At 69.6% G+C, this 13020-nt stretch carries 7 protein-coding genes; 4 read left to right on the top strand and 3 right to left on the bottom strand.

The features are described 5' to 3' along the window. Positions 1 to 12: 12 nt before the first annotated feature. Positions 13 to 1269 (top strand): formyl-CoA transferase, encoded by a 1257-nt coding sequence (frc, locus tag M1203_RS14370; RefSeq protein ID WP_249950062.1) that lies wholly within the window; start codon positions 13 to 15, stop codon positions 1267 to 1269. 77 nt (positions 1270 to 1346) lie between these two features. Here frc and M1203_RS14365 read toward each other — a convergent pair whose 3' ends face one another. Continuing rightward, positions 1347 to 3167 carry a glycoside hydrolase family 71/99-like protein gene (locus M1203_RS14365; RefSeq protein ID WP_249950061.1) on the bottom strand — a complete coding sequence of 607 codons (1821 nt, stop codon included), beginning with the start codon at positions 3165 to 3167 and terminating at the stop codon, positions 1347 to 1349. A 69-nt stretch (positions 3168 to 3236) separates the two neighbouring features. Further along, positions 3237 to 5549 (bottom strand): ROK family protein, encoded by a 2313-nt coding sequence (locus M1203_RS39200; RefSeq protein ID WP_374402947.1) that lies wholly within the window; start codon positions 5547 to 5549, stop codon positions 3237 to 3239. Between the two features lie 333 nt (positions 5550 to 5882). Between M1203_RS39200 and M1203_RS14350 the strand changes: the two genes are divergently transcribed. The 3 genes from M1203_RS14350 to M1203_RS14340 all read left to right on the top strand — a co-directional run bounded on the left by M1203_RS14350 (position 5883) and on the right by M1203_RS14340 (position 11844). Further along, the gene (locus M1203_RS14350) at positions 5883 to 8810 is read left to right on the top strand and encodes a glycoside hydrolase family 2 TIM barrel-domain containing protein (RefSeq protein WP_249950060.1); all 2928 of its coding nucleotides are present in this window, start codon (positions 5883 to 5885) and stop codon (positions 8808 to 8810) included. Positions 8811 to 8934: 124 nt separating this feature from the next. After that, a complete protein-coding gene (locus M1203_RS14345) occupies positions 8935 to 9954 on the top strand; it encodes an alpha/beta hydrolase family protein (protein WP_249950059.1) in 1020 nt (339 codons plus the stop codon). Between the two features lie 72 nt (positions 9955 to 10026). Beyond that, on the top strand, positions 10027 to 11844 hold the full coding sequence (locus M1203_RS14340) for a right-handed parallel beta-helix repeat-containing protein (protein ID WP_249950058.1): 1818 nt from the start codon (positions 10027 to 10029) through the stop codon (positions 11842 to 11844). A gap of 91 nt (positions 11845 to 11935) precedes the next feature. On the opposite strand, the gene M1203_RS14335 is transcribed toward M1203_RS14340, so the two are convergent. Next, entirely contained in the window at positions 11936 to 12730 is a 795-nt protein-coding gene (locus tag M1203_RS14335; RefSeq protein ID WP_249950057.1) for an SAM-dependent methyltransferase, read from the bottom strand. Positions 12731 to 13020: the final 290 nt, after the last annotated feature.

Raw genomic sequence — 13020 nt, 5'->3', positions numbered from 1 at the left:
AAGGAAGCCACCATGAGTGACAAGCCGCTCGCCGGAATCAAGGTGATCGACTTCACCGGGGTCCAGGCCGGTCCCGCGTGTACCCAGATGCTCGCCTGGTTCGGCGCCGACGTCATCAAGGTCGAGCGTCCCCAGGGCGGCGATGTGACCCGCAATCAGCTGCGGGACATCCCCGACCTCGACGCTCTGTACTTCACCATGCTGAACAGCAACAAGCGCTCGCTGGCCATCAACACCAAGACCCCCGAGGGCAAGGAGGTCATGGAGAAGCTGATCCGTGAGTCCGACATCCTGGTCGAGAACTTCGCGCCGGGCGCCATGGACCGGATGGGTCTCAGCTGGGAGCACATCCACGAGCTGAACCCGCGGCTGATCTTCGGCTCGGTCAAGGGCTTCAACGACGACTCGTCGTGGAACGACCTCAAGGTCTACGAGAACGTCGCGCAGGCGGCCGGTGGCGCCGCGTCCACCACCGGTTTCTGGGACGGCCCGCCGACCATCAGCGGCTCGGCCCTCGGGGACAGCAACACCGGTATGCACCTGATGATCGGCCTGCTGACCGCGATCATCCAGCGCAACGCGACCGGTCTGGGCCAGAAGGTCTCGGTGTCCATGCAGGACGCCGTGCTCAACCTGACCCGGGTCAAGCTCCGTGACCAGCAGCGCCTGGAGAAGGTCGGCTACCTGGAGGAGTACCCCCAGTACCCGCACGGCGAGTTCGGCGACGCGGTGCCCCGCGGCGGCAACGCCGGCGGCGGCGGTCAGCCGGGCTGGATCCTGAAGTGCAAGGGCTGGGAGACCGACCCCAACGCCTACATCTACTTCACGATCCAGGAGCAGAACTGGAAGCGCACCGCCGAGGCCATCGGCCACCCCGAGTGGGTCGAGGACCCGGACTACACGACCGCCCGGGCCCGCCAGCCGCGCATCATGGAGATCTTCGGCGAGATCGAGAAGTGGCTGGCCGACAAGACCAAGTACGAGGCGGTCGACATCCTGCGCGAGTGGGAGGTGCCCTGCGCCCCGGTGCTCAGCATGAAGGAGCTCGCCGAGGACCCCGACATGCGCAAGAGCGGCACGATCGTCGAGGTCGAGCAGAAGGAGCGCGGCACATATCTGACCGTGGGCAGCCCGGTCAAGTTCTCCGGCTTCAAGCCCGACATCAAGGGCGCGCCGCTGCTCGGTGAGCACACCGACGAGGTTCTCGCGGACCTCGGCTACGACGCGAACGACATCCGCAAGCTGCACGAGGGCAAGGTCGTCGCCTGACGTCGCCCGGTCCGAGCAGCCCCGGGTGCCCCGCGCGCGAGCCGCGCGCGGGGCACCCGTCCGTGCTGTGGGCGCCCTCAGCCGTTGAAGACCGTGAGGTCGTCGATGTACGCGTGGAAGCCGCCGGCCGTCCCCTGGCGGTCGAAGCCCACCAGGATCTTGTCGATCGTCTTCCCCGCCAGCGCGGGACCGACATCGCTCTGGATCTTCGTCCAGGCGCCGACGGTGCCCTTCGGCGCACCCGGATGCATATCGGTACCGCCCGTCGTGGTCGCGGCACTGTCGCGCAGTGTGGACCCGTCGGTCATCACGAAGTCCACCGCGACATTCCGTCCGCCCGCGTCCTTCGGCAGGAACTCGTACGACAGCTTCGTCGCCGCCGTCACCGGGATGTCGACGTCGAACGCCTGGAAGTAGGCGTAGGCGTGCGCGGTGGAGGCGGTGCTGCCCCGGAACCGGAGCGCCGACTGTCCGAGCCGGTGGTCCTCACCACTCACCACGCCGAGAACGGGCGATCCACTGCCGGCGGGTCCTGTCACATTCGACGTACCGCCGGGCACCGGGGTGTCGGTCCAGGTCGGCGACGCGTCCGTGTCCTTCTCCACACTGGTGCGGAAGAAGGTGGGGCCGGTCGCCAGCGGGATCGGCACCTGCGTGACCAGCGGGTCCTGGCCCGTGATCATACGGGTCGCCTTGCCGGCGAGCCGCAGATAGAAGTCCGATGACACATACTTCCCGTCCGAACTGTTCGTCAGGAAGTACTGGTTGGTCGGGATCATCGAGGAGTCCTCGGCGGCGGGCGCGAGCGCGGTGCCCTCGTCGTACTCGTCGAACATGGCGATGAACGCCTGCGGGATCCCGGCCTTGCGCACGTTGGCGGCCTGCTGCCAGAGGTAGTCGCCGTTCTTGCGCGGGATCTCGTTGCGCGGGCCGTCCTTCCAGTTGGACCAGGCGAAGCCGGGATAGATGACGGGCTGGTAGTCCTGGCCGGTCGCGTTGAGCGCGTCGCGGTCGGCGGTCAGCTGGGGAGTGGTGTCGGCCGTGCTGCCGACCATCCAGGGCGAGAGCATGTCGAACGCCCGGTAGACCGGGGCGAATCCGGGCTTGGCGTCCGCGTCGGTGCGCCAGCCGCGCGGCACCCCGCCGATGACGTAGAGGCCCTGGTCCTTGAACCAGTTCACGACGCGCTCGGCCTGCGCCGCGGTGCCCGGCCGGTTGAGGAAGCCGAGGCCCCACAGCTCGACGACGGGCTTGCCGCCCTCCTTGGCGTAGGCCGGGGAGTCGGTGAGGTGGAGCGTGCCGGTGATGACATCGGTCCAGTCGCGCATGAGGACCTGTTCGAGGTTGGCGTCGGTCAGGCCGCTGACGTCGTACTCGACGTAGAAGCCGCGGCCGTGTTTCTCGGCGGCGTCACGGGCCTTGGTGGCGATGGAGTTACGGTTCACCGCTCGCGGCGCGGCGGGATCGGAGATGTCGCTGCCGAAGCGCTGGAGAGCGGCGCCGTCGATGCCGTACTGCTTCATCCAGCTGAAGTGCTGGTCGACCACGGCGGTCGGATACGACGAGAAGAGTGTGGAGCTCTGCCCATTGCCGAGCGGCGCGTACCCCGTGGCGTAGCGGGCCGAGGCCGGGTACTTGCTCATATCGGGATAGAGCTCGAAGGACTGGTTGCCCGGCGAGGGCAGCGAACCGGCCCAGTGCCGCCAGGCGTTGAGCGGTGAGCCGTCACCGGGCGCGTTGAACCAGCCCTGGTAGCCGGCGTACACCCGGTTCTTCACGGTCGGGTTCGCGGCGGCCTGGGCCGTGGGGGTCAGGGCGGTCGCCGACCACCACAGTCCCGCTGTCAGGAGGGAGAGGACGAGGGTCAGTCTCAGGGCGAGATTTCGGCGTCTGTGCATGAGGCAACCTTGGGTTGGGGGGGCCGCCCATGTAAATCCATTGGATTGCCATACGTCAATGGCTTCGACTCAGGCATGAGTTGACGCCCCACGCGCCGAACGGCCGCGCGGGCTCAGGCGGGGAGTGAACGCCGAGTGGAAGACGCTGGACGCGGCGCCGACCGCCGCCGCCTGGTTCGGGCGTGACTGGGCGACACGCACATCGCGGACGCGCCGCGCGACCGGGAAGCGATTGACGGCGGCGGCGATCCGGCCCAGATAGAGATCGGCGACGGACTGCAGGACGGCCGGTCCGCCGACGACGAGCAGTTCCACATCGAGGAGGTCGATGATGCCGACCGCCCCCAGGGCGACCGTCCCGGCCACGTTCTCCACCACCGCGACGGCCCGTTCGTCACCGCGCGCCGCGGCCTCGCAGACCCAGTCGTAGGCGCCGTCCCCCTGGGGCACCATCAGGCCCGCCGCCCTGGCCTGATCGACGACCGCCGAGATCGGGGCGCACTCGGCGACCATGCGGGGGCCGCCCTCGTCGGTGAGCAACCCGGCTCTGATGGCGCAGAGTTCGCCCACCTCCCCGGCGTTGCCCGTCGTCCCCCGGTACACATCGCCATTGAGGAAGGCACCGCTGCCGGCGCCGGCGCCGAGGTAGAGATAGACGAAGTCATCGGCGCGGTCGGCCGCGCCCAGCCAGCGTTCGCCGATCGCCGCAGCGGTGGCGTCCTTCTCCACGATCACCGCCGTGCCCAGCCGCTCGACCAGCTCCGCCTTGAGCTCCACCTGTTCCCAGCCGTCGAACAGCGGCGGGTCGAGGACGATCCCGGCGCGCGCGTCGACCGGGCCCGGCACGGCGACCCCCACCCCGAGCAGGTCGTGCGACACCTGACGGGCCACCGCGGCGGACTCCAGGGCCAGCCGCGTCATGTGCTCCAGGCACCAGTCGGGATCGCGCCGCTCGAACAGGCGCATCTGCCGCCGGTCGAGGATGCCCCCGCACAGGTCGACGGCGACGACGCTGATCATCTCGGGGTCGAGATGGACCCCGATGGCGGAGGCCGCGTCGGGCCGCAGCCGGAGCGGCACCCTCGGTTTGCCGGCGCCCGCGGACTGCCGTCCGTCCTCGGCGAGCAGGCCGGCGGTCAGCAGATTGCGGGTGATACGGGACACCGCCTGGGGGGTGAGCCCGGTCTGTTCGGCGATCTCGACCCGGCTGAGCGCCCCGGCCTCCCGGATGTTCTCGATCACCAGCTTCTCGTTGTACGAGCCGAGCGCGAGCTGGTTGAAGGCGCGCGGCGCGGGGCGGGGCGGGGCCGGCACCGCGCGGGTCTCCGACCGCTGCCAGCCGAAGGCGCGGTCGCCGGGCGCGTCCGCGTACACCCGCGCGGCCTCGGTCAGCGCGTGCAGGACCGATCGGAACCGGCCGGGGAACTGGGCCAGTTCGGCGAGGGCGACCGTACAGGCCGTGGCGGACCAGCTCATGGTGGAGTCGGCCCGGTGCCAGGTGGCCGCGGGCAGAGCGTCGTGGCCCGGGTGGCTGTCCGGGGCCGCGCCGTCCGCCGAGGCTTCGTCCGCCGCCGTGGTTTCGCCGGCGGCCGAGGCTTCGTCGTCCCAGGTGATGATGTGCAGCGCCCGGCCGGGGTGCCGCGCGGCGGTCGAGGCGATCAGGGCGCCGGGGCCCTGGTCACGGGGCACCGGGACTCTTCTCGCGGACGCCCCGTCGGTGGTCGCGCCCGCTACGGGGGGACCGGCCGGGAGCGGTTCCGTGTCGCGTACCCGGTCGAGCTGCGCGGCGAGGGCGGCGTGGCGCGAGCGCCGTTCGTCGGCGTCCGTCGCCCGGCCCCGGGGCGCCTCGTGGGCGGGGGCCTCGCCGATGACCAGTACCGCGCTGTCGGCCCTCGCCCACACGGCGAGCAGTTCGGCGCGCGCGCAGGACAGGGCGGGCCTGACGGGCACGATCGGCAGACTGCCGTCGCCGGGACCGACCTGCCACCGGCGCCACACCCCGGCCAGGGTGGTGTGCGAGACGCCGAGGCGCTCGGCGAGCGCGCGGGCCGACCAGGTACGGGCCGGGGCGGGCGGCCCCGCGAGCGTCGCGGCGACGAGATCGGCCTCGTCCACCTGTGGAGGGCGGCCACTGCGCGGCCGGTGCTCCAGACCGGCCAGCCCCTCGGCGGCGTACCGCTTGCGCCAGGTGGTCACTGTGGGGCGGGAGACGCCCAGGGCGCGCGCGCTGCCCGAGACGCTGAGACCCGCCTCGGCGTCCAGCACGATCCGCGCGCGGACGGACCGTTCCGGACCGCCTCGGGCCCAGGCGTGCAGAGCCTCCCGGTCCCGGTCACTGAGCACCGGCTTTCTCGCCTCGTCCATGTCACGCATGGCGGTCATCCAAACACCCGGCCCCTCAACTGCCAAAGTACTAAGTTGCCAATTTCTGGAGCCCCCGGCGAGCGCCCCGGACACCTCGCGCGGCGAGAAGCCGCAGACAGGAGGCCGAGTAGAAACCGCTTCCTGCTGGTTGAGCTGCACAGCAAGGGAAGAAATCGCTTCCTGGGGCAACCGTTTTTTACACGCCCGAAGCATTGACGTAAGACAAACCAATGGATTGTCATGGTCAGCACGCAGCTCGCCCCCACCGCCTGCGGAGGGCAGTCCATGTCCATACGGTCCGCACCTCGCGACCGGTCGGCGTGACCTTGATCGTTTGAGGAGAAGCCCGTCATGTCCCCCGCACTGCCCCGGCATATCGACCCGACCCCGCCGCCCGGCGCGTTGCCGGCCCGTGCCGCCTTCACCAGTTCCGCCCCGCGGCTGAGCCTCAACGGCGACTGGCGCTTCCGGCTGGCCCCGGACCTGGCGCACGTCCCTGACGCGTTCTGGTCCGAGACGTTCGACGACACGGCCTGGGATCCGCTGCCCGTCCCGTCCCACTGGCAGCTGCGGGGCCACGGCGCCCCCGTCTACACCAATATCCGCTATCCGTTCCCCGTCGATCCCCCGCATGTCCCCCAGGAGAACCCGACCGGCTGCTACCGCTACCGCTTCCGAATCCCCGGGCCATGGCCGGACCCGGACCGGTCGGTGCTGCGCTTCGAAGGCGTCGACTCGTTCTTCACGGTGTGGCTCAACGGCACCGAGGTGGGTTCGGCCGGTGGCAGCCGGCTGCCGTCCGAGTTCGACGTGGGCCGACTCCTGCGGCCGGGCGGGGAGAACGTGCTCGCCGTCCTCGTCCATCAGTGGTCCGCGGGCTCCTACTTGGAGGACCAGGACACCTGGTGGCTGTCGGGCATCTTCCGCGAGGTGTCACTCCATACACGGCCCACCGGCGCGGTCACCGACTACCGGGTGCACGCCGGCTTCACGTCCGGGACGGGCGAGGGCGTCCTGTGCGTGGAGGTCGACACCGACGCCGTGGACGCGCGCGTACGCGTACCCGAGCTCGGCGTCGACGTCCCGGCGGGCGAACGCGTCACACTCCCCCGGGTCGAGCCCTGGAGCGCCGAACTGCCGCGCCTGTACGAGGGATCGCTCACCGCGGCGGGGACCGTGGTGCCGCTGCGCATCGGCTTTCGCACCGTCCATATCGACGGCCATGTCTTCACCGTCAACGGCAGGCCGGTGAAGCTCCACGGCGTCAACCGTCATGAGTTCCATCCCGACCGCGGCCGCGCGCTGACGGAGCGGGACATGCTCGACGACGTCGTCCTGATGAAGCGTCACAACATCAACGCGGTACGCACGAGCCACTATCCACCGCATCCGTACTTCCTCGACCTGTGCGACGAGTACGGCCTGTACGTCATCGACGAATGCGACCTGGAGACCCACGGGTTCATCCTGGAGGCGGACTGGCGCGGCAATCCCAGCGACGACCCGGCATGGGAGGCGGCCTATCTGGACCGTGCCCGGCGCATGGTGGAGCGCGACAAGAACCATCCCGGTGTGGTGATCTGGTCCCTGGGCAACGAAGCGGGCAAGGGGCGCAATCTGCACGCGATGCGCGACTGGATCTCGGAGCGGGACCCGTCCCGCCCGGTCCACTACTCGGGCGACGTCGAGTGCGGCGACATCTACAGCCAGACCTACCGCGAACACGCCGGTGTTGAGCACATCGGGGCCGGCGGGGAACACCCCGAGAAGCCCTATCTGATGTGTGAGTACGCGCACGCCATGGGCAACGGACCCGGTGGACTGGCCGATTACCAGCGGTTGTTCGAGACCTACGACCGGCTGATGGGCGGACTGGTGTGGGAGTGGAACGACCAGTCCCTGCGGACCCGTGATCCCCTGGGCGGCCAGGAGTTCTTCGGCTACGGCGGCGACTTCGGCGAGGAGATCCACGACGGCAACTACATCGCCGACGGACTGCTGCTGCCCGATCGCACCCCGACACCCGGCCTGCTGGAACTCAAGGCGGTCATCCAGCCGCTGCGCCTCACGATCGCGCCGCTCCACGGCACCCTCACACTCACCGTGCGCAGTGTGCTGCGGTTCGCCGACACCTCCGGCCTGCGCTTCCTGTACGAGGTGATCACCGACCACGGCGCGGTGGAATCCGGACCACTGGAGGTCCCGGTGATCCCGGCCGGGGGCGAGGCGATCTGTGCGCTGCCCGGCATCGCGCCCACCGGCCGCGAGACCTGGATCACCGTACGGGCCGTTCTCGCGGCGGCGACCCGTTGGGCGCCGGCCGGGCACGAAGTCGCCTTCGGCCAGGCGCGCGTGGCCGAAGGCGCCCCGCCCGAGGAGCCGGAGTCATCAGCGGTCCGGAGGCCGAGACGGACGCCGACGACGGACGAGCCTTCCGCGGACCGGCTCACCTTCGGCGAGGGTGTCTTCGACGCCCATACCGGACGGCTCGGTTCGCTCGGCGGTACGGAGCTGGAGGGGCCCGTGCTCGACATCTGGCGGGCCATGACCGACAACGACCGTGAGCCCGGGGCCGGACCGCGAGGCTCCGAGGCCGCGCGCACCTGGCTCCGGCGCGGTCTTGACCGTATGCGTCATCGCACCGATCAGGTGTGCGTAAGCGATTCGGCTCTCACCGTGCGCGGCCGACTCGCCCCCGCCTCCGAGCAGTTCGGACTGGTCGCCACGTATCACTGGACCGCCGTGCCCGGCGGACTGCGTCTGCGTCTGACGGCGGCGCCGGACGGCCCATGGCCCGAGGAGATGCCACTGCCGCGCTTCGGTGTGCGACTGGCGGTACCGGCCGCCTGGAGCGTGGTCCGCTGGTTCGGGCTCGGGCCCGGCGAGTCGTATCCCGACTCCCGCGCGGCGGTGCGCGTGGGCCGCTGGGAACACACCGTCGACGCGCTCCAGTTCCCGTACACGTTCCCGCAGGAGAACGGCCATCGCAGCGAGGTGCGTTGGGCCGAGCTGACACCGACACCATCGGAGCCGGCCGGCGACGGAATCCGTTTCGAGGGCGGGCCGCATTTCGGGTTCACGGCCCGGCGCTGGACCACCCAGGACCTCGACGCGGCCCGGCACCCGCACGAGCTCGTCGCACGGGACCGCGTCCATATCCATCTCGACCTCGCCCAGCACGGTCTGGGATCCGCTTCCTGCGGCCCCGACACGCTGCCGGCCCATCGGCTGACAGCGGCTCCCATGGAGTTCACGGTGGTGCTGCGCGCGATCCCCTGAGCGCGGAAGAACGTCCTGCGAACAGAACATCCTGCGAACAGAGCGTCCCAAGGGCAGAGCGTCCCAAGAAGAGCGCGTGCCAGGAAAAGACAGGTACAGAGACCGGGAAACGGAGAGACACATCATGTCCGAACGCCCCTCCCAGGCAGACGACCCAGCACCCCCGCCCTCCCTCACCCGACGGCGTGCCGTCACCGCGCTGGCTCTCACCGGAGCGGGCGCCGTCGCCTCGGGCTCCATGGCCTCCGCATCCTCCAGCGCGCCGCCCCCCTCGCGTCGCAAACCGCGCCTCCTGGCGGCCGAGCGGGTCAGTGCACGCACTCTGAACCTGCGGATCGACTCCCCCGCACTCGGCCGCACCGGTAACGTCGCCGTGCTGCTGCCACCGGGCTATGACGACGCGCCCGACCGCCGCTGGCCGGTGCTGTATCTGCTGCACGGCTGCTGCGGAAGCCCCGGCTCTACCGGATGGGGCAAGGCCGACGCCATCACGGCCCAGACGCCCGCCCTGGTCGTGATCCCGGAGGGCGGCCCGGCGGGCTTCTACAGCGACTGGTGGAACCAGGGCCGCTACGGAGCACCCGCCTGGGAGACCTTCCACCTCAACGAGGTCCGCCGGATCCTGGAGCAGGAGGTGCGGGCGGGTGACCAGCGCGCCGTGGCCGGGCTGTCCATGGGCGGACATGGTGCGCTGTACTACGCGGGCCGGCATCCGACGATGTTCCGCGCGGCCGCGTCCTTCAGCGGACTCATCAACACAACGCGTTTCACGACCGGTATTCAGAACCTCGTCAAGGGGCAGGGCCTCAACCCGCTCGACCTGTGGGGCGATCCCACCGCTCAGGCGGGTCTGTGGCGGCAGCACAACGCCTACGAACTCATCTCCCGGCTGCCCCGCGGCTTTCCCGTCTACGTCAGCAGCGGCAACGGGCAGCCCGGCCCGTTCGATCCCCCGGACCGTACGCCCGACAGCCTGGAGGCGACCCTCGATCTGATGGCCGGCGACTACATCGACCGGGCGCGGTCATACGGCCTGAACGTCACGGCCGACCGCTACGGCCCCGGCACCCACAGCTGGCCCTACTGGGAGCGCGCCCTGACACAGGCGCTCCCGATGCTCGCGTCGGCCATCGGCGCGACGTGACGTGAGTGTGCGTCCCGGCCCGCCCGTCCGGCTCCCATTCCCCCCACCGTAAATCCCATCAAGGGGTGTCACATGTACCGAAGAGCCTTATCCGTTCTGTCCGGCGTCACGGTGCTCGCCGCGTGCGCTCTGTCCGTTCTTCCCCATGGTGAAGTCCGCGCCGACGTCGTTCCGGCGGCTGATGCCAGGCCGATCGCCGCGACCGCCGGCGCCACCACCCCCTTCGTGACCGTCGAGGCCGAAACCGGCACGCTCGGTGGCGGCGCCCGTGTCCGCTCCATCGCCCCAGGAGCGGCCGCACCGACCGCGGCCTCCTTGGAGACCGAGGCATCGGGCTACTCACTGGTCGAACTGAAGGCCACCGGCGATTCGGTGACCGTGCCGAACAGCACGGGCAAGAACGCCAACACCCTCGTGGTCCGCGCCTCGATCCCGGACGCACCGGCGGGCGGCGGCATCACCGCGTCGCTGAACCTCTACGTGAACGGTGTGTTCCGGCAGGCGATCACGCTGAGCTCCCAGCAGGCGTGGAACTACCGCGGGGCGACCACCAACCCCGACGACCCCCGGGCCGGCGGGATGCCCTACCGCTTCTACAACGAGTTCCCCGTCTGGGTCACGGGTGCGCCGATCGCCGCGGGCAGCACCATCAAACTCCAGAAGGACGCCGCCAACACGGCGGCCGTCTACGACATCGATTCCGTCGATCTGGAGAACGTCGGCGCCGCGCGGACCCAACCGGCCAACTCGCTCTCCGTCGTGAGCTCCGGCGCGGATCCGAACTTCGTCAAGGACTCGACGGTCGCCATCCAGAGCACGGTGAACGCCGCCCGTACGCAGGGCAAGTCGGTGTGGATCCCCCCGGGCAAGTATCTGACGAACAGCCTGGCACCCACACCACTGGACTTCACCGGCGTGAAGGTGGAGGGCGCCGGCATGTGGTACACCACCATCTATCGGAAGGTTCCTCTGCCGGCCAACTCATGGCGTTCCCAGATCCTGGTGGGCTCGGGCACCACACTGACGGATCTGCAAATCGATGCCAACGCCATCTGGCGGGGAATCGGTGGCACCGGCGGTTCGGACTACGGCATCAACGCCAGCGGCGCCGGTGGCTGGCTGGTCGACCGGATCTGGACGCGGCACATCGACGCCAACTGGCTGTCGGGCACCAACGGCATCATGCGGAACAGCCGGACCGCGGACAGCTACGGTGACGGATTCAATGTCAACAACGGCAACACACCGAGTCCGGACAAGCTCGGCCGCAACATCACGGTCCAGAACAACTTCGCCAGGAACACCGGTGACGATTCCTTCGCGACCTACTCCGACGCCGGCGCCAGCGGTACCAACGGCCAGATGAGCGGTACGAAGATCCTCAACAACACCGCGATCGCGCCCTGGTGGGCCAATGGCATCCGGATCGCCGGCGGACAGAACGTCGAGGTGAGAAACAACCTGGTGAACAGCGTGTCATCGAACAGCGCCCTGGAGATCAGCGTGTTCGGCGACACGGGCCACCCCTTGGAGTCGGCCACGGTCAGCGGAAACGTCCTGATCGGCGGCGGTGGCTGGAACGGCGTCCGGCATGGTGTGCGGATCGGCTCCCCGTCCAGTACCTCGCTGTTTCCCAACGCTTTCACGAACGTCACCATGAGCGACAACATCATGCGCGGATCGCTCCGTGCGGGCCTCTATATCGATCGGACGCGCGTCAACGCGACACTGAGGAACAACACGATCGACCGTCCGGCGAAGCAGGGAATCTGGATCCCGACGGGAGTCACCGGCACCGGAACCTTCACCGGGAACACGATTCAGAATCTGTTCCCTGGCCAGGTCGCGACGCAGAACGACTCACCTGCCACCTTCAAGATCACAGGCTGAGAGTTCCTGGCCCGACGCTCAGTTCAACCCGCGGTCGAGCCCGCGCCCCAGCTTGTGGGACGCGCGGGCTCGACCGCGGCGCGCAGGGCCCTTACCGCTTGATCCCGACGAATCCCCACTGCTCCAACGGCGTTCCGGTGAACCGCTCCTCGGGACGCCAGAGGCTGATCGAGCCGAACCCCGGCTCGACCAGCTCCAGACCGTCCGCGAAGGAGCGGACGATCTCCGCGGGACGTGACTTGTACGGCAGGGCGCCACCGCTCTCGTACTCGTCCGACGCGGTGAGCGTCATCGGCGTTTCGATCGTGTCGCACAGAACAAGGGCACTGCCGGCCGGAAGGGCGCCCAGGTAGCCGCGCAGCAGCGCGGCGGCCCGGTCGTCGTCCACGACATGGCCCAAGGTGGAGAGCAGCAGCACCGCGACCGGCTTGGTGAGGTCGAGGGTTTTCGCGGCCTCGTGCAGAACCGTCTTCGAGTCCGTCAGATCCGCGGGTACGAAGTCCGTGGCGCCCTCAGGGTTGCCGACGAGCAGCGCGCGTGCGTGGGCCAGCACGATCGGGTCGTTGTCGATATACACGATCCGCGCATCCGGGGCGACCTCCTGGGCCACCTCATGGGTGGAGTTGGCCGTAGGAAGCCCCGTACCGAGATCAAGGAACTGCCGTATCCCGGCCTCCTCCGCCAGATACCGCACCGCTCTGGCCTGGAACCGGCGTGACGCCCGGGCGATGTCGATGATCTGCGGGAACATCTCCTCCAACCGGGCGCCGAGTTCCCGGTCGACCTCATAATTGTCCTTGCCGCCGAGCCAGTAGTTCCACACCCGAGCCGAGTGCGGCGTCCCCGTGTCGATCCTCCGGGTCACCGGTGCCTGCTCCGCGTTCATCGCGCTCTCCTCCCGTCGTCCCCGCACTCCCCGGCGGGGCACGCTCATGCTTCCCCACACCGTACGCACCCACCCCCGGCGCCGCGCGGCGGGCGATCAAGGGCCGCCGCACGGAGTGCTACCGGATGAGGCGTACGGCGTCGGCCACGACGAATCCGTCGGCGGCGTCGGAGAGCTCGACGCTCGCCGACTGGCCTGCGGTGAACGGGTAACTGCCCAGCGAGACCCACTGGCCCCCGCGTTGGCGCTGGTCGACGCGCACGGTGGTGGGGCCGTCGGCGTGGTTGACG

The organism is Streptomyces sp. 35G-GA-8 (assembly GCF_023534745.1).
Classification (GTDB): domain Bacteria; phylum Actinomycetota; class Actinomycetes; order Streptomycetales; family Streptomycetaceae; genus Streptomyces.
This window is presented reverse-complemented; position numbering and strand designations above follow the sequence as displayed.

Bases quoted from the DNA above. Each gene is read 5' to 3' on its own strand.
- M1203_RS14365 (WP_249950061.1), bottom strand. From the start codon at position 3,167: ATGCACAGACGCCGAAATCTCGCCCTGAGACTGACCCTCGTCCTCTCC.
- M1203_RS14345 (WP_249950059.1), top strand. From the start codon at position 8,935: ATGTCCGAACGCCCCTCCCAGGCAGACGACCCAGCACCCCCGCCCTCC.
- M1203_RS14350 (WP_249950060.1), top strand. From the start codon at position 5,883: ATGTCCCCCGCACTGCCCCGGCATATCGACCCGACCCCGCCGCCCGGC.
- M1203_RS14340 (WP_249950058.1), top strand. From the start codon at position 10,027: ATGTACCGAAGAGCCTTATCCGTTCTGTCCGGCGTCACGGTGCTCGCC.
- M1203_RS39200 (WP_374402947.1), bottom strand. From the start codon at position 5,549: ATGACCGCCATGCGTGACATGGACGAGGCGAGAAAGCCGGTGCTCAGT.
- frc (WP_249950062.1), top strand. From the start codon at position 13: ATGAGTGACAAGCCGCTCGCCGGAATCAAGGTGATCGACTTCACCGGG.
- M1203_RS14335 (WP_249950057.1), bottom strand. From the start codon at position 12,730: ATGAACGCGGAGCAGGCACCGGTGACCCGGAGGATCGACACGGGGACG.